14 protein-coding genes and 3 pseudogenes are annotated in these 15953 nt (G+C 58.2%); 11 read left to right on the top strand and 6 right to left on the bottom strand.

The features are described from left to right. Positions 1 to 35 precede the first annotated feature (35 nt). A complete protein-coding gene (locus I6F37_RS32840; protein WP_036045996.1) occupies positions 36 to 332 on the top strand; it encodes a hypothetical protein in 297 nt (98 codons plus the stop codon). Positions 333 to 835: 503 nt separating this feature from the next. Here I6F37_RS32840 and I6F37_RS32835 read toward each other — a convergent pair. Both I6F37_RS32835 and I6F37_RS32830 read right to left on the bottom strand, forming a co-directional pair. Then, positions 836 to 1651, bottom strand: coding sequence for a YopT-type cysteine protease domain-containing protein (locus I6F37_RS32835; protein WP_036045998.1), 816 nt, complete (start codon positions 1649 to 1651; stop codon positions 836 to 838). A gap of 165 nt (positions 1652 to 1816) precedes the next feature. After that, positions 1817 to 2032, bottom strand: a pseudogene (locus I6F37_RS32830) (IS21 family transposase); the annotation flags it as partial. A 14-nt stretch (positions 2033 to 2046) separates the two neighbouring features. Here I6F37_RS32830 and I6F37_RS32825 point away from each other — a divergent pair. From I6F37_RS32825 to I6F37_RS32820, 3 genes and pseudogenes are all read left to right on the top strand, one after another. Next, on the top strand, positions 2047 to 2199 hold the full coding sequence (locus tag I6F37_RS32825; protein WP_162131277.1) for a hypothetical protein: 153 nt from the start codon (positions 2047 to 2049) through the stop codon (positions 2197 to 2199). A 47-nt stretch (positions 2200 to 2246) separates the two neighbouring features. Beyond that, entirely contained in the window at positions 2247 to 2381 is a 135-nt protein-coding gene (locus tag I6F37_RS45615) for a hypothetical protein (protein WP_276326027.1), read from the top strand. 220 nt (positions 2382 to 2601) lie between these two features. Then, positions 2602 to 2859, top strand: a pseudogene (locus I6F37_RS32820) (DUF2274 domain-containing protein). Here the strand turns inward: I6F37_RS32820 and I6F37_RS32815 are convergent. Then, a complete protein-coding gene (locus I6F37_RS32815) occupies positions 2823 to 3734 on the bottom strand; it encodes a LysR family transcriptional regulator (protein WP_225153923.1) in 912 nt (303 codons plus the stop codon). The pseudogene I6F37_RS32820 and the gene I6F37_RS32815 sit on opposite strands and share 37 nt — an antisense overlap. A gap of 610 nt (positions 3735 to 4344) precedes the next feature. Next, entirely contained in the window at positions 4345 to 5049 is a 705-nt protein-coding gene (locus I6F37_RS32810; RefSeq protein WP_036046000.1) for a GntR family transcriptional regulator, read from the bottom strand. 135 nt (positions 5050 to 5184) lie between these two features. Here I6F37_RS32810 and I6F37_RS32805 point away from each other — a divergent pair, with 135 nt between their 5' ends. The 6 genes from I6F37_RS32805 (at position 5185) to I6F37_RS32780 (ending at position 13579) form a co-directional block, all read left to right on the top strand. Further along, positions 5185 to 6351: a mandelate racemase/muconate lactonizing enzyme family protein gene (locus I6F37_RS32805; protein WP_050992058.1), complete on the top strand. Its 1167-nt coding sequence runs from the start codon at positions 5185 to 5187 to the stop codon at positions 6349 to 6351. A gap of 308 nt (positions 6352 to 6659) precedes the next feature. Next, entirely contained in the window at positions 6660 to 8168 is a 1509-nt protein-coding gene (locus I6F37_RS32800; protein WP_225153793.1) for an ABC transporter substrate-binding protein, read from the top strand. 43 nt (positions 8169 to 8211) lie between these two features. Next, entirely contained in the window at positions 8212 to 9198 is a 987-nt protein-coding gene (locus I6F37_RS32795; protein ID WP_050992061.1) for an ABC transporter permease, read from the top strand. Next, positions 9192 to 10112, top strand: a complete 921-nt coding sequence (locus I6F37_RS32790; RefSeq protein ID WP_036046011.1) for an ABC transporter permease — start codon at positions 9192 to 9194, stop codon at positions 10110 to 10112. Before I6F37_RS32795 ends, I6F37_RS32790 begins: the two co-directional genes overlap by 7 nt. After that, the gene (locus I6F37_RS32785; protein ID WP_225153791.1) at positions 10109 to 11941 is read left to right on the top strand and encodes an ABC transporter ATP-binding protein; all 1833 of its coding nucleotides are present in this window, start codon (positions 10109 to 10111) and stop codon (positions 11939 to 11941) included. Before I6F37_RS32790 ends, I6F37_RS32785 begins: the two co-directional genes overlap by 4 nt. A gap of 54 nt (positions 11942 to 11995) precedes the next feature. Next, complete coding sequence (locus I6F37_RS32780; RefSeq protein WP_081493967.1) at positions 11996 to 13579, top strand: GMC family oxidoreductase; 1584 nt, start codon at positions 11996 to 11998, stop codon at positions 13577 to 13579. 487 nt (positions 13580 to 14066) lie between these two features. Here the strand turns inward: I6F37_RS32780 and I6F37_RS32775 are convergent, their stop codons facing one another. After that, the gene (locus I6F37_RS32775; RefSeq protein WP_081493968.1) at positions 14067 to 14345 is read right to left on the bottom strand and encodes a helix-turn-helix domain-containing protein; all 279 of its coding nucleotides are present in this window, start codon (positions 14343 to 14345) and stop codon (positions 14067 to 14069) included. Between the two features lie 324 nt (positions 14346 to 14669). On the opposite strand from I6F37_RS32775, the pseudogene I6F37_RS45995 reads away from it, so the two are divergent. Next, positions 14670 to 14915 (top strand): annotated as a pseudogene (locus I6F37_RS45995) (ArdC-like ssDNA-binding domain-containing protein). Between the two features lie 568 nt (positions 14916 to 15483). On the opposite strand, the gene I6F37_RS32765 reads toward I6F37_RS45995, so the two are convergent. Beyond that, a complete protein-coding gene (locus tag I6F37_RS32765) occupies positions 15484 to 15789 on the bottom strand; it encodes a DUF2285 domain-containing protein (protein WP_036046019.1) in 306 nt (101 codons plus the stop codon). Positions 15790 to 15953: the final 164 nt, after the last annotated feature.

Here is a 15953-nt window from a genome sequence, read left to right as displayed (position 1 = left end):
ATACGTAAGGTAGAAATGAGATGTGTGGTGATTCAATGTACATGGTCATTCGCAAGTACACCAAGATTCGTTCGGTTGCGGATGCCGCCCGCCGCGCGAAAAGCGGCATCGGTCAGATCCTAAGGGAATCTCATGGATTCAAATCGTACTATGTCCTCGACGGAGGTGAAGGCGTCGGTATCGCTGTGATGATATTCGAGGGTCGCGAAAGCGCCAATGCAGCGAACAAAAAGGTCTTGGAGATCGTTCAAGCGAGTCTGCATGACCTCCATCTTGGGGACCCCGAAATCGTCTCCGGGGAGATACTGGTGAATATCCGATCTGATCAGTAGCGCGTTCTGTTCCATGGAGCAAAACGCCAGCGCGCAGAACGACAAGCTCCGTAATGTTGAAAACACACCATCAATTTGGCCGCGGACTGGAATCCTCTGCCTGGCAGACGCGGGCGAGCGAGCGATGGGATCGCGCTGTTCGTCGTGCCGATCGCCTGATTCTAAGGGTACACAGGACGTCCCCTACGGCGTGATCCAGTTGACGATAATGAGCCGAAGCAGCCACTTCGCTGGCCATCCATACCTTCAGACTGTCGACCGGCCACGTGGTCGGCGCCCGAGCCGGCCCGCGGGTAGGCATATCAACCCGAAACAGAACTGCAATTTGTGCCGGCCGTCATGGATAGCGGGGGGCCGGCGCCCCCGCTTTCGATGCCGGCACACTCGCCAGCCGGCACGCAGCCGGCTATCCGCCGCAGATTTGGTCCCCGACGCCGCGACCGTCCGGCCGACGCATCCGCGCCCACAGAAGGCGTCAATCACCACCGGCCTGAAGGCCCAACTCACTGCATCCTTTGCGTCGTGATTGTCGACAAATGCTGCCCGTTGGGATTCCTGTAACGATTGGCGAGGCTTTGTAACAATGAAGCCATCTGGTCCGGATCTGATCGAACAGTAAATTCTCCATAGTTAGGGTCGAAAACCGTGGTCCTTCCATTCGAGGCCGACGTCGCCACTGTGTGTGCGCCGCCTTCGGCGAAATACAAGCTGAGCAAATGGTTCGATCCATCTTCGTTGATTTCGTTCACCATGCGCTTGACGTTCGAAGACTTGCCGAATGCGAATCTCTTCTCTTCTCCAGCCGGTTCCAAGCCTGCGTCCTCCAAAATGGTATTTTGTGCCTGAAGGTCGGCCTGAGAAGATCCTGCTCCCCTGCTCCGCAACTGATCCTTGAGATTTTGATATTGCTGCTGCCGTTCAGCCGCTGAGGTATGCGTTTGCGATCCGGGTGTGAGCGCACTCATTCGGGTTGATGGGCTGTTGTTAAGATTGCGGAACCACTCCGCAGTCAGCCCAACGCAGATCCCGTCCACATTCGCATCACGCAGGTCGGCCGTTCTGTATTCAAACAAGGAGGTGGCCGGACTCTCTGGAGAGGATGTACTGGGGTCGGAGGCGCTAGAAGTTTGAACGTTTGCATCCGAGGTATGTGGCTTGCTGCAGCAGGTCCCCATCTTGTCAGGCAACTCCCCCGGTTGTGAGCTCCACTGAGGCGCGAGATCTGCAAGTGTTTCCGTAAAGCTGCCGCTATCCACCGACTGACTCGGTTCGTCAGCTTGTCTAGTGCATGTGGATGAGCCACTGATTCGATCATACACGACGATTCACCTTTCTGTGCTGCGCTAGTCTCTACGCATCAATTCGGGCTGCTTAGGCCCTGCTGCGAGGATACCCAGACAAGCTGATGGCGAGCTGACGGGCAGCTGTTGTCCAGCTTAGAAAGCGTTCCTTCGGAGTTCTGACAATGTCTGATGCGGCGCGGCGTAGCGCTGTGTCAGATCCTCCCGCGCGTCGGCTGCCGGATTCCGGAACGACATTGACAGGCTATCGCTGCGATGCCCTCGCGGCACGCCGCCGAGCGCCCACAGGGCGTTCTGCAAGCCCTCGACCAGAGCGACGAAGCTTTCGCCGCCGAGCACGACATGGGCGTGCTCGAAGCTGGAGAACGCCAGCCGGAAGTGACAGAGCTGGTGATCGAGCGCCTCATACGCGCATGCTGCACCGGGTGATGGCGGAAGAACGCTTTCCGGCGCCGTGGGGACCGTTGATCGAGGCCATGGCGGCCATCCGCGCGCAGTACTACCAGACCTCGGCCAGCCGCTACCGCAGCGACCCTGCGGGGGGAAGCCAGCGTGCGCCGGCCTGAACGCGCGGGAGGCAGCGGCTTGCGCGCGCTGCCGTCGGTCCGATCCGATGGCAACGCCGCAGCCCAATGCGACGGATGGAGCGAGCAGGAGCGACGCCGCCCTGAGCCGGCGCAAGGACGACCATCTGGACATCGTGCCGGTCAGCGACGGAACCATCGCCGATGGCGGCATAATCGCTTAATGGGTTTGGATAATCGTTGGCGGCTTCGGCGCGAACCCACGATGAATGGCGAGTGCAAGGGCATTGCTTTCGCCGATTGCCGGTGTTGCCGTCCTGGCTTTTTTTAACAGTACCGCCGTCAGCCATGAGTTGGAGGTCGGAACACTACTGATCCAGCATCCCTGGGTGGCTGCAAAGGATACGGCCAATACCACGACGCGCCGTACAAGGGAGGAAGACAGTGACGAAGCTCAAGCTTGGAGGACCGCTTGAAGATGACAAACCGGTTAAACCCACGATCGAGCTGCCCGCGGCGGTCTTCAGGGATCTCAAAAGCTACGCCGAGATTCTGACGCGCAGCTGAGGTGCTACGACGCCGGCCGAGCCTAAATTGATCGCGCCGATGACCGAGCGTTTCATGGCGACCGACCGCTCCTTTGCGAAGGCCCGGCGAAGTGCTGCTCAACTCCCGCCCGGGTCGGCGGAAAGATCTGGATAGCGTTCGCGAATCAAGTCGAGAAACGGACGTACTAATGGATTGCCGTTGGACTGCCGCCAATAGACGCGGAAGCTTAGCCGCGTCGGCCCCTCTGCATCATGCACCTCCCGGAAGATGACACCGGGATAAGTCGCGCCAGTCGCACTTTCCAGGGCGAGGAGAATACCGAAGTCCATGCCCACCATGCAAAGAAGCCGGTCGAGCCCCACATCATGGCGAAGCAGCTTGCAAGGATCGGAAGATCCTAATTTGCTGATGAGAAGCTTGAGGAGTTCCGGTCCGGGGCCACGCTGTGACATCAAAAGCGGTTCGCGCCGCAGTTCGCCCCAGTGAACTACGTCATGACTTGCCAGAGGATGTTTCGCAGGGAGGGCTGCAATAACACGTTCGCTCCAGAGCACCAATGACTTGCCGCTCCAATTCGGATTGGGATCTGCCACGACAGCGACATCGATGGCTGAGCTGGCGAGGTCCGAAATGAGATGCTCGCTCGCGCCGTCGACAAACTGTCTATCGGCATCGGGAAAGCGGTGCCGGTGCTCGAGGAGGGTGGCTCGGAGATTGCCGGCTGACAGGGAGGTGTGGATCCCGATGGTCAACCGACCACTCTCGCGACGCGAGCGGGTCTTGAGGCGAGCGGCCATTGCTTCGGCTTCGCCTACGATGCGCCGGGCATCCTCGAGGAATTCTCGACCTTCCATCGTTGGTCGCGTACCTCCGTTGGTACGCTCGAATAGTTTGCTGCCCAACGTGTGTTCGAGATTTCGAAGACAGCGACTGAGCGTCGACTGCTTGATTCTAAGCGTCTCTGCCGCTTGACGGATGCTTCGATGCTGGGACGCAGCGATCGCCCAGCGTAGATCTCGAAATTCCACAGCCACGCTCAAAGCCCTATGGTGAGTTTTGGGGCCAAGTGTTTTCTTGCCCCTCCATAAATTGTGTTGCGTCAGCTCCTCCGACTTCGGCCGGCATACGTATTCCAGCACCGAGGTTGTTTCAATCCTTAGGTGCTTGAGAGAAAAAGACAACTACAGGCTACTCGCCGTCTGATAAATTCCGTTCTCTCTCTCTCTCTCTCTCTCTCTCTCTCTCTCTCTCTCTCTCCCTCTCCCTCTCTCTCTCTTCCGCTTTTGCGTCCGTTGTTCAGAGGACAATCAAGAGCACAGTGCGCAGGTGGCTGAGGACGATCCGCGGCTTTCAATCGTACGCTCGGCAGATCTTAGGCCGATCAGCAAGGCCCGTTTATCGCCTGGCAGATCATTCCGGCAACGTTCGGCATGGGGACTGGGTTGGTAACCGATATCAACGGGAGGGGACCTCGATTCTGAACGCAAGGCATCTGCAACCTGGAAGGCAACGGGTTGTCGCTGTATTTGCCGATCCTCCAACACGGCTGCTCCTCGATCCTGCCGCGAATGTCACGAATGATCCGGCCCAGCCGGCTGCGCGAATTTTGCGGTCGCTGACTGCGCATGCCTTACCTCCCTAGAGCTTGCGCGAAGTCGCTTTGTTGGTCTGTTTCGTCTCTTTTTCCTGTATGTGCCGAATGAGAAGCTGGCCTGAGGTCTTGTTGTGCTCGCGGGCGTAACGTTCGGAGGCGGCTGCATCGCCCCTGAGCAGCGCGCTGATCATTTTCTGGTGGTTTGAGATGACCATCTCGGGCCGTTCGAGGATTGCGTTCGAAGAAGCCATGTACATCCGAACCTGTTGTTCGACCAACCCGTAGTGATCGGCGAGGCGCTTGTGCCCGGAAAGGACGACGATCGCCTTGTGAAGCGCAAGATCACTATCAGTAATCCGCTTCTGGTTGCGGCTTTTCGCGGCCGCCTTCAGATCCTCGAAAGCCGCCTCGATCGGTTGCCTCCGATTCGGGTTGGCGGCAGCGAGCTGCGCGGCAAGGCTCTCCAGGCTGGATCGAAGTGTGTAGAGCTCCCATGCATCATTGGATGACAAGCTCGCGACCTCCCAGCCCAAGTAAGGCTTCTGCTTCACCAGGCCCTCGCTCATCAGCCGCTGCAGCGCCGCTCGTATCGTGCTGCGCGACAGGTTGAGCTCCGTGGACAGTTCGGTCTCTGTCAGTCGCTTTCCTGGCGTCAAGGCGCCACTGGTGATCGCCTGCCGGATAACATCGGCAGCCGCACGGTCCAAACTCCGCTTCTCGACCAATCCCGAGATGATCTTAGCAGCCATTTTTCCTCCAACCGCGTTTTGCGCGGAATGTTCGTTCTGAGGTCCCGGCAGATATTGGCGAACATTCGCCATTGACACCAGAGAAATCGTGCTGTTTGTTAATTGTCGACAATCGGCAGTTGAGCGGGGCCTTGCTTGCGCATTTCCGAAACCAAGGGCGTTAGCTTCGCCGGTCTGCAGCGCCTTTCGTCGTCAGCCGCCTCTCACAAGATCGTAAAGGCGGATGCGATCCTGGTATCGATTCCGTTCGAATCCGGCGGAGTGCCGCCTTGGAGCTTCGGCGGAGCGCCGAAACTGCAGTTCGACACGCTGTTGGTGAGACTGGAAACCGAACAGGGCATCGTGGGGTGGGGCGAAGCCTTCTCGCGGTGCGAGGACAAGTCGCTGAAGGCGATGATCGAGACGCGCGTGTTACCGCTCGTGATCGGCAGGAGCGCCCTGGAAATCGGCAAGATCAAGTATGATGTGGAATTCCGGCTCCAGAATTTTGGCCGCGTGGGCCCTATCATCTATGGCGTCTCGGCGGTCGACATCGCCCTGTGGGACATCCTCGGCAAGATCTCCGGACTGCCGCTCACCGCATTGCTAGGCGGTGCATTCGCCAGCGAAGTCGAGGTCTATGCCAGTCTGATGCGCTACGGCAATTGCGCCGATGTCGTCAGGGCCACCCGGCAGGCAATTGAGCGCGGATATCGTTACATCAAGTTGCACGAGATCACCGAGGACGAAATCCACGCCGCCGTCGAAGCCGCAGGGGCGCAGGCCGCCGTCATGCTGGATACCAATTGCCCATGGCCGGTGGCGGAGGCGCTCAAATACGATCGGCTTCTCGAGCCTCTCAATCTGTACTGGCTGGAGGAGCCGGTCTGGCCACCAGAGAACTATGCTGGGCTGGCCCGCATTCGTTCAACCGGGCGGCACCACATCGCCGCCGGCGAAAATGCCGGCAGCCTGCATGATTTTGTTGCGATGATCGCCGCAGGGGCCATCGACATTGCGCAGCCTGATGTCGCGAAAGCTGGCGGTATTTCCGAGCTCGTGAAGATCGCATCGCTTTGTCAGGCTGAATCAATCGAATTCGTGCCGCATTGTGCAATCTTCGGCCCCGGCCAGGTCGCGACCATACACCTCAATGCGGCGCAGCGATCAGTCCCGATGCTCGAGCGGCTCTATTGCGACTTCGAGGCCGAGATCTACGGCGGTGCTACGCTTCCGGTCAATGGAAAGGTTGCCGTGCCGACGGGGCCGGGGCTTGGCCTCGACCCTGATCCAGGTGTGATCAACCGCTACCGCGTTGCCTGAAGGACGGAGGCGTTGTGACATGGGCCATAGTTACATTCGTCTCAACAGCGTCGTCGGCGGACCATCACCTAGCCGCGCTGCTGCGCGCAATTGCGCTCTTCGTGAAGGCACGAAGGTTCGCGCAGGCCTGCCTGATCAGCTCGCGGGCGAGATGAAGCAGATCAGCATCGCGCTGGAAAGCGCGGTCCTGGACCAATTTATGTGAAGAGAGCGCTCATCAAGCGCGCTGTTTGCGCGTCTAACCCAAGAAGAGGGGACCCGAAATGGTAACACGGAGAGAGTTGCTTGCAGGAGCCGGAGCAGTTGCCGTGGCTAGCGGAGCGGGTCTCAAACCGCTCCCAGCGAAGGCGGCGCAAAGTAAAACCCTCGTGCTGGCGTCGATGGGCGCGGTCACCGGCAATTGGGATCCGACCTCTCACACGACCCTGGGGCAGTTGAAGTTAGAAAAGTTCGTATTCAATCATCTGACACGCTGCGAAATGCGGGAGGGTAAGTCTGAAGAGCTGACCCCGGACCTCGCCACCAGTTGGAAGCTGATTGATGCGCACACCCTGGAGTTCAAGCTTCGGGACGGCGTCAAATTCCACGATGGCAAGGAGTTCGGTGCTGAAGATGTTAAGGCGACCATGGAGTATGCCTCCAATCCGGCGCGCCCGGCATCCGCCCTCTATCCGGGCCGCGTTGATGTCGAGGTCGTCGACAAACTGACGGTCCGGTTGAAGACCGAAAAACACGGCTACCCCGCGTCTGCCTTCTGGTTCATTTCGAGCTTCCTTCCAATCCTGTCGGCAAAGGATATTGCCGATCCCGCGCTCCTCCAAAAGCGCCCGAACGGCACGAACGCCTTCAAATATGCGGGCACGCAGGGAGACAGGAACAGCCTCGAAGCGAATGATGAATTCTACGGCGGACGTCCCAAGATCGATCGGATCGTCTATGCCTACGTTCCGGACGCCAACACGCGCGCGCTGGGCCTGTTGAACGGCGAATATCACATTGCCGAACGGCTGGAGCCCGAGCAATACGCCTCGTTGTCAAGCAACCCGAAAGTCACCACCCACAGGGCGCTGACGACCGAAAACAAATATTTGCACTTCCGGTGCAACAAGCCTCCCTTCAACGACGCACGCATTCGCCGCGCAGTTTGCCACGCCATCGACCGCGATCAAATCCTGTCGCTGATGGGCGAGGCGGCCACACCGTCTAACTGCTATATTTCGCCGACCAAGTTCGGCTTCACGGACATTCCTGATTATCCCAAGTTCGATCCGGATGCCTGCCAGAAGCTTCTCGCCGAGGCAGGGTTTCCCAAGGGAAGGGGGCTGCCGCAACTCGAATATATCACCTCGATCGGGTTCTATCCGAAGACGAAAGAGTATGGCGAGCTGATCACAGCGATGCTCGCAGAACAGGGGCTTGATGTTCGCCTGACTGTTCTTGAACCGGCCGCGTGGGAGCAGGCGATCTATCGCCGCGCTGACGGCCAGGGCCAGGGCCACATGTGCGACGTCGGCTGGATGACCGGATCGCCGGAGCCGGATCTCGTGCTTCGACCGAACTGGCATTCAAGCGCCGCGCTGATCACTGGGATCAACGACCGGGAAATTGACGCGGCGCTAGACAAGGAACGCGCCGCTACAAACCCGGAAGAGCGCCGCAGCATTTTCAAGAATGAGACGTTTCCCACTCTCGCAAACAAGGTTCCGAGCTTGTCGCTCTTTTCCGCCGTGACCTTCCATGCCGCAGCCAGGAATCTGACGGGGGCATACTATTTCCCCAACGGGCCGATTGACCTGAGCAAGGCGGACCTGAGCTAAAGGGGCCGCAGCAAAAGTCTTTGGGAGGCCAGGAGCCGACATGCTGTTTGCGCTCGACTTTTTCGCTCGGCGCCTTGCACAAGGGTTGGTATTGGTCGTCCTCGTGACGATGCTCATCTTTACGCTGCTGCGCGTCGTTCCCGGCGACCCTGTGCGTATGATGCTGGGGCCAATGGCGTCAGTATCTGTCGCAGAGCAGACCGCCAAAGATATGGGCCTGAGGGATCCAATCCCGGTTCAATTCGGCCGCTATGTCGCGCAAATCCTGACGGGGGATTTCGGGAGCTCTTTCGTCAGAAGCGCACAAGGCGGCAGCACTGGCGGCTCGCGAGGCGGCTCGACTTTCGATGCCGCCAACCGTGCATCCGTTTTGGGCCTCATCACAACCAGTCTACCCTTCAGCCTGCTCCTTGCTGGCCTTGCATTCCTGTTTGCCTTGGCAATCGCGCTCCCGATCGGCATAGCCGCGGGCTTGAGATCAGGACGATGGCCGGATCGGCTTGCACTGCATTTGGCTTCCGTCCTGGTCTCACTTCCCAATGTATGGCTGGCCCTCGTTCTCATCTTTCTCGTCTCCGCCAAGGCCGGATGGCTGCCGGCGATCGGCTATCAGGGGCCGAGCTACGCAATCTTGCCCGCCATTGTTCTCGCGATCGAACTTGCTCCGACCCTCATTCGGTCCGTCTCGGTCTCGGTGAGCGGAAATCTTGTCGAGCCATACGTGTCGCAGGGTGAGATTCGCGGTCTCTCGCGCAGCCGAATGATTGTCGCGCACGTGCTGCGCAATTCGAGCATCCCCGTCCTCAATGTACTCGGGATACAGGCCATTGGGGTTTTGCTTGGTGGTCTGTTCGTCGTCGAATACGTCTTCAACTATCCCGGCGTTGGCCTTTTGATGATCAACGCGGTCTTCCAACGGGATTTCCCAGTTATCCAGGCCATCGCGATCCTCGCCTGTGCGACCTTGGTGATGCTCAATATTCTCGTCGACTTTGCAGCGATGGCGATCGACAGGAGGCTCCAATACTAGCATCGACGGAACTTTCGGCCAGGACCGACAGCCCTGCGGCAACACGAGGTCGCGGCATCGCGGCCAGCATCTTCGTGCAGGCATGGCGAACAACTGAGTTCAGGATTGGATTTGCCCTGTTTTGCCTGCTGATCATCCTTTCTGTCCTGGGACCCTACATTCTCAATCTGTCGCCGACCCAATTCAATGTCAGCAAGAAATTCCTGTCACCGGCACTGCTGGATCACTCGAGCTGGCCTTATCTGTTTGGCACCGATCAACTCGGCCGTGATCTGTTTACCCGCTCCCTCATCGGTCTTCGGAATGCCCTGCTGATCGGCATCACGAGCGTTGCGGGAATGTTCATCCTTGGCTCAGCCATTGGCATGATCTCAGGCTATTTCGGCGGATGGGCCGGCTTGCTCTTGATGCGGATCACAGACGCGCAGATGTCGATTCCCGCGATCATTCTGGCGATCACAGTTCTCGGCGTTTCACGTCCCACTCCGCTGGCCATCATCCTTGTTCTGATTCTTGCCGGCTGGCCGGCGTATTCTCGCGTAGCGCGCAGTGTGACCCTGTCCGAGCGCCGCAAAGAATATGTTCGAGCGATAAAGATTCTCGGCGCCTCAGACGCGCGGGTCCTGCTCGTTCATATCGCGCCCAACATCTTGCCTCCGATCGCCTTTGTCGCAATCCTGGACATTGCCCGCATGATGATTTTCGAGGCTGTGCTGGGCTTTATCGGGATCGGCATTCAGCCGCCCACCCCGACATTCGGCACCATCATCGCTGACGGCACGAAGTACATTTTGAATGCCTGGTGGATCACCACGGTGCCAGGCCTCCTGCTCGCGATCACACTCTGTTGCATCAACATCATGGGAGGAGCTCTCGAGCGATCTCGCAACAAGATCTTGCTAGGATTCGAATGATATCGCCGGTCAACATTCTTGATGTCCGCAATCTGACCGTCACCCTTGATCTCGGGCCGCGCGGAACGCGCGCCGTGCTCACCGACGTCAATCTGAGTGTCGGTGAAAACGAAGTGCTCGGCATCATCGGCGAGAGCGGCTCGGGAAAGACGGTGCTGTCGCGGGCGCTTGTCAGGTGGGTCACCAGCCCACTCGAAATCGAATCGGGCGCTATCAGTTATCGCGGCAACGATCTTCTGAGACTACCCCGGGCAAAAATGCAGGCGCTCCGTGGGCGCAAGATTGCCTACATAGGCTCCGATCCCGCCAGTGCTCTCGATCCAACCCTTCCGGTTGGCCGGCAAATCGTCGAAAAACTCAAATCCATCGAGCCTGATATCTCCAACGGCGAGGCAGAGGGACGTGTCATACGCCTGCTCGATGCCGTAAAGATGCCCGGCGCGAAACAGCGATTTGAGGAGTTTCCGTTCCAGTTCAGCGGCGGAATGATGCAACGCGCCCTGATCGTGGATGCGCTCGTGACGAACCCGGACCTTCTGGTCGCCGACAACATTACGCAACCTCTTGACGTTACCGTCGCTGCTCAAATCCTTCGGCTCCTGCGCGAGTTGCAGCGGGATTTCAAGACGGCGATTCTGTTCGTTTCATCTTCTTTCGGGGTCATCAACGAAATCGCGCACCGGGTTCTTGTTCTCGCAGGCGGCCGCGTCGTCGAGACGCAAAGCGTTCAGAAATTGCTCGCGGCTCCGCAACATGCCTATACAAAGCAGTTGATAGCGGACATCCCCCGCATATGGCAGAGCTCGACTGAAGCCGTTGCAGATGAGGTGTCACCTGCCGCAAATGATGTCATTCTGTCGGTGCGAAACGTCAGCCGGATTTATCCCGCGAGGGATAGAAACAAGCTGTTTGCAAACCAGTTCGTGCACGCGGTGCGGGACGCTTCGTTCGACGTTCGACGAGGTGACAATTTGGCGATCGTCGGCGAATCGAGGTGCGGGAAGTCAACGCTTTCGCGTCTCCTGAGCCGCCTGGAGGTCCCGGATTCAGGGCAGATCTTGTTCATGGGCGAAGATATCGCGTCTATGAAGGCCAAGCGCCTATTGGCGCTCCGAAGGAAATTCCAGCTTCTCCTGCAAGATCCGTTTAGCTCCATTCCGCCTCATCTTTCGATCGGGCGAACCATCGCCGAACCTCTCTACGTCCATGGAGGGTTGTCGCGTTCCGAGATCCGCGATCGGGTTGCGGCGACCATGCAGGAAGTCGGACTGTCTCTCGACCTGTTCGGCAAACTTCCGGTCGGATTGAGCGCCGGGCAGCGTCAACGTGTGAGTATCGCCCGGGCCCTCGTTCTCGATCCCGAGTTGCTCATTCTTGATGAGACGCTATCGGCGCTCGACCAGGTCGAGCAGCGCAAGCTGCTCGCCCTTTTTCAGCGGCTTCAGGACCAACGCGGAATTACCTACATCTACATCTCACACGATCTTGGGATGGTGCGGCGAGCCTGCAATCGCATCGCCGTGATTTATCTGGGGCGCTTGGTGGAACTGGCTGACAATCGGACCACCTTCATCGAGCCGAGACACCCCTATACCCGTGCGCTCTTGAGCGCGGTACCGGCGGTTGAGGAACGTCCTTTCAAGGCTGAGACCTACCTCCTGGAAGGTGAGCCGCCCAACCCAATCCACATCCCAGCAGGCTGCAGTTTTAGACCACGCTGCCCGTTCGCGCTCGATAAGTGCGCCATTGATGATCCGCCGCTCGCGGCACGCGGACGCGATGAATTGGCTGCTTGCCATCTGACAGAAATAGACCCGCACCATCAATGACTTTGCAGGATTGCGCGGCCATCCAATGGCGCTCCTATTCGGAGAGTGAACAGCATGGAGTTTGACTACATTGTCGTAGGATCCGGAAGTGCGGGATGTCCTCTGGCGGCGCGATTGGTTGAGCGAAAACAATCGGTCCTGTTGCTGGAAGCCGGGAAGAAGGAGCGTCTCAATCTGTCTCATGTTCCGGGTGCCCTCGTTTATACGATCGGGAATAGACGGTACGACTGGGCTTACAAGACGAAGCCAGATCCGAGCAGGGGCGGCGTGGTCGAGGACTGGCCTCGTGGCAAGGTGCCGGGAGGTTCATCTGCCATAAATGGGATGATCTTCATCCGCGGGGCCGCGCGGGACTATGACGCTTGGGAGGCGCTGGGCAACAGAGGATGGGGATGGAAGGACGTGTTGCCGTACTTCCGAAAAATGGAGACGGCGGATGAGGACAGAGACAATCAATTTCGCGGAGGGCTCGGACCTCAACGGGTCTCAGCTTTACGTTGGCGTCACCCCATTTCACAAAAGTTTATCGATAGCTTTCAAGCCGCTGGCATTCCCTTCAATGAGGATTTGAACGGTGCCTCGCACGAGGGAGTTGCCTGGAACCAAGGATCGACGCGCGCCGGGCGTCGGCTTTCGGCCTTCGAGGCCTTCATACGGCCAAAGCTATCAGCCAGTGATCTGACGTTCTTGGACGAGACGATCGTTCGCCACATTCTGTTTGACAAGACGCGCGCGAGGGGCGTTGCCGCCACGCATCGCGGACAAGATGTCGATTTCGTCGCAAGAAAGGGTGTCATTCTTTCGGCCGGCTCCATCAATTCCCCGCACTTGTTGATGCTTTCCGGTGTCGGTGATCCCCGTCATCTCACAAAACATGGCATTATTCCCCGTGTGGAAAGTCCTGAGGTTGGACGGAATTTGATGGAGCACCCGGGTCTGTATGTCCTTGCCGAACTCGATGTAGAGACCGCGAATGCACTGTCGCATCCGGTAAGGGGAGCACTCGCCTTGGCGGAGTGGGTCTTCAAACGGTCGGGGTTCATGAGCGTGCCGACGGCGCAAGTCCTCGCCTTTCTCAGATCGTCTCCTGAGCTTGCTGAGCCGGATCTGCAATTTCACCTCTTCCCGTTCGGCCTCACCAAGGAGAATGGAAGGCTGAAAACCCCGAGAGCTAACCTGGTGACCATCCTCGTGAACGTCAATTATCCGAAGAGCACGGGTCATCTCGAACTGACATCGAACGATCCTCTCGCTCCAATCGCCATCTTTCCGCGCTTGCTTGAACATCCTGATGATTTTGAGGGAGTTATGCGTGGATTGGATTGGGTCCGGAAGATCTGCTCTATGCCTCCGTTCGGCTCTCATGTCGTCAAGTTCAGGGACGCACCCGTACCAGGGGCCGGGCGGCAGGCAGATGAAGCGTATATTCGGAAAGCGACTGTCCCCTTCTTTCATCCCGTCGGAACTTGCCGCATGGGAACAGACGATCGTGCGGTTCTCACGCCTTCTCTCAGAGTGAGAGGTACTGAGAATTTGTGGGTTGCGGACGCCTCCATCTTTCCTCGTCATATCGCTGGGAATACCAACGCAACGTCTATTATGATCGGAGAGAGGGCAGCAGATCTCATCCATCCGTAGTCGTGATTCCGTAAATCAAAATTGGAGAAAGTCCGTGGCGCGCTTCTATGTGCCAGATAGGAAGGATGGAATAGGCACGCATGCATCCGACATCTGTCGTGCTCACTTCGAGAAATCGTATGACCACAATCGTGCGTGTTATCGTAATTGTGCCGCGCGCCATGGAAAACTGCCCCCTCATATTGGCTCAGATGACAATGTTACCGAAGCGCACCCTAGTGTCTCCTGAATCAGCTGCCGCGAGTCTGAGCGGGCCGCTCGCAAAGCGCGGCCTCCAGGGCGCGGTAGCGAGCGAGCGGCTTGCGTCGATTCGGCCAAAGAACCTGTAGGGATTAGATAAAATATTTTCGTGCAGTCATTATGGCTTCGCGCTATGCCTCTCGAAGAGACGTGCCTCATGGGAAAACATTCTGAGCGCTGCATAATCCTGCCGACCGGCGTCGCGTTATCGAGATGGCTTGTGTTGCTCTCCCGTCGCGTATGAATGCTACCCGTTCTTGCGAAGCAGACGCGGCCGCTTAGGCCGGGGCGAAATCTTGAGAATGCTCGCACAGCTCGACGGATCAACAAAGAGATCGGACGGATGAACGCCGAGCGCTTCGGAAATGCGATCGAGAACATCAATCGTCGGATTTTTCGATTGGCGCTCAAGACCGGCCAAGTAGGAACGATCGATCCCCGCCGTGCGAGCCAATCGTTCCTGCGACATGCCACGTTTGATGCGGATCCGACGGACGTTCCAGGCCAGTAGCGCACGAGGCTTCATGTCTCGAAGCTTGCCATTCCTCGATTGGTTAAAACACTGGCTATCGCCTACCATTTAGATGAAAGTCCGTGTTCTCGCCGCACAAGGAGAAGTGCGATGTTCCGAACCGAGAAACTGGTCGAGGGGCCTGCGGCCCTCTGTCAAGGCCAAAAAGCACGGGCCGTGTAGTCCCGGACCAAGCATCCGGGGTCGCAACCCCCCTGCTTTTTTACCCTGACCGCTACCCCCGCTCATCGCCGCGCGGCTAGTCGGTTGCATGCCGCAACCCTCAAGCCATGAAAGGCAACGACAAGGACGCAGACATCTGTCAACGCATCCGACCAAATCGTCCGCGAGGTCGAAGACGGCGTGCGACCCTGGATCAAGCCTTGGAATGCCGGTAATGACAGCGGGCATATCGCGCGGCCCCTGGGCGCCAATGGCATCCCGTAGCAAGGTATCAATGTTCACATGCTGTGACCGGAAGCCGTAACCAAAGGCTACCGATCGCCGATTTGGATGACGTTCAAACAGGCGCTGGACCATAAGGCCAACGTGCGCAAGGGCGAACACGGCAGCCTCGTCGTTTAAGCCGACAAGCTCGTCCTCACTGAATCCAATGCCGAGGCTGGCGACGCGGTCCATTCCGTTCATAAATGGTTGCACTGTTTGCCGGTCTCTCACACTTGATCAACCAAACCGCGTGCTGCGCAATTTGACGCTATTCGAGATGTAATTGGCTAAAGCGCAAGGCTTACACGCCGACCGACGTCAAACTCCCCAAGCAAATTCAAGGGCGCGAACACCCGTATCGGAAATCGCAAAGCTGTTGAAGCGGAGCGCGGCCGCGTTGCGGCAGAAGGGCGTTGAAACTCGGTGTCACGTTAAGTCATCAGCGATAACCCCGCATTTTTGAATGGCCGTCCGGCTGCCTTGTTTTATTGAATTGAGCTCAAGCATTCTGTGGGCATCGTTTGGTTCACGCTTGGGATCGCGGCGCAACACGATCGGCGCCTTCCGCCGATAGGCGCCGTCGCTTCCTGTCAGGTCGTGGCTAAGAGAATGCCGAGTTCAGCTCGCTCAGCCTCACGGAGATGGAAGGGCGGGTGGATAGAGAAAGACCCCCGGCCGTCATTGGTGGTCAGCGGACCAACTGTGGTCACGACAGCTTGCCGTCGCTCAGCTCATGGCCCGTAACACCGCCACGCAATAGCTGTCTGTAACCATACTCGGTCATCCACTTCGCGCGGGCCAAATGGCTGTCGAAAGCGCGCCTAGCACGCGCTGGCTCGCGTTCGGGATCGATATGCAGGATGATCCGTGACACCTTGCGCCAATCGGCCCCTTCCCTGTCGGCATCCAGCATCCGCGAATAGGTGGCGAGATGTCCCTCATCGTAACGGGTAAGCAGCGCACCGGACGGCGCACCGTCGTCGACGTGGGGACAGCGTGTTGGCTTCTGCATTGGCTAACCTCGGTTGGGGTTACCTGGACTGACCATTCTTGGCCGATTGGGCTGCTGTGCCTCGTGACATTTTCTGTATCACGTGATGTAATCTATCAGCCGGCTCGGCAGAAGATCATGCTCTTGCAGGGCGCTACATGCGCATAAAATCCTCTCGGGCGATC

The organism is Bradyrhizobium sp. NBAIM08 (genome assembly GCF_020193935.1).
GTDB classification, from domain to species: Bacteria; Pseudomonadota; Alphaproteobacteria; order Rhizobiales; family Xanthobacteraceae; genus Bradyrhizobium; species Bradyrhizobium yuanmingense.
Note: the sequence above shows the minus strand (reverse complement) of the source record. Positions and strands in the feature narration are given on the sequence as shown.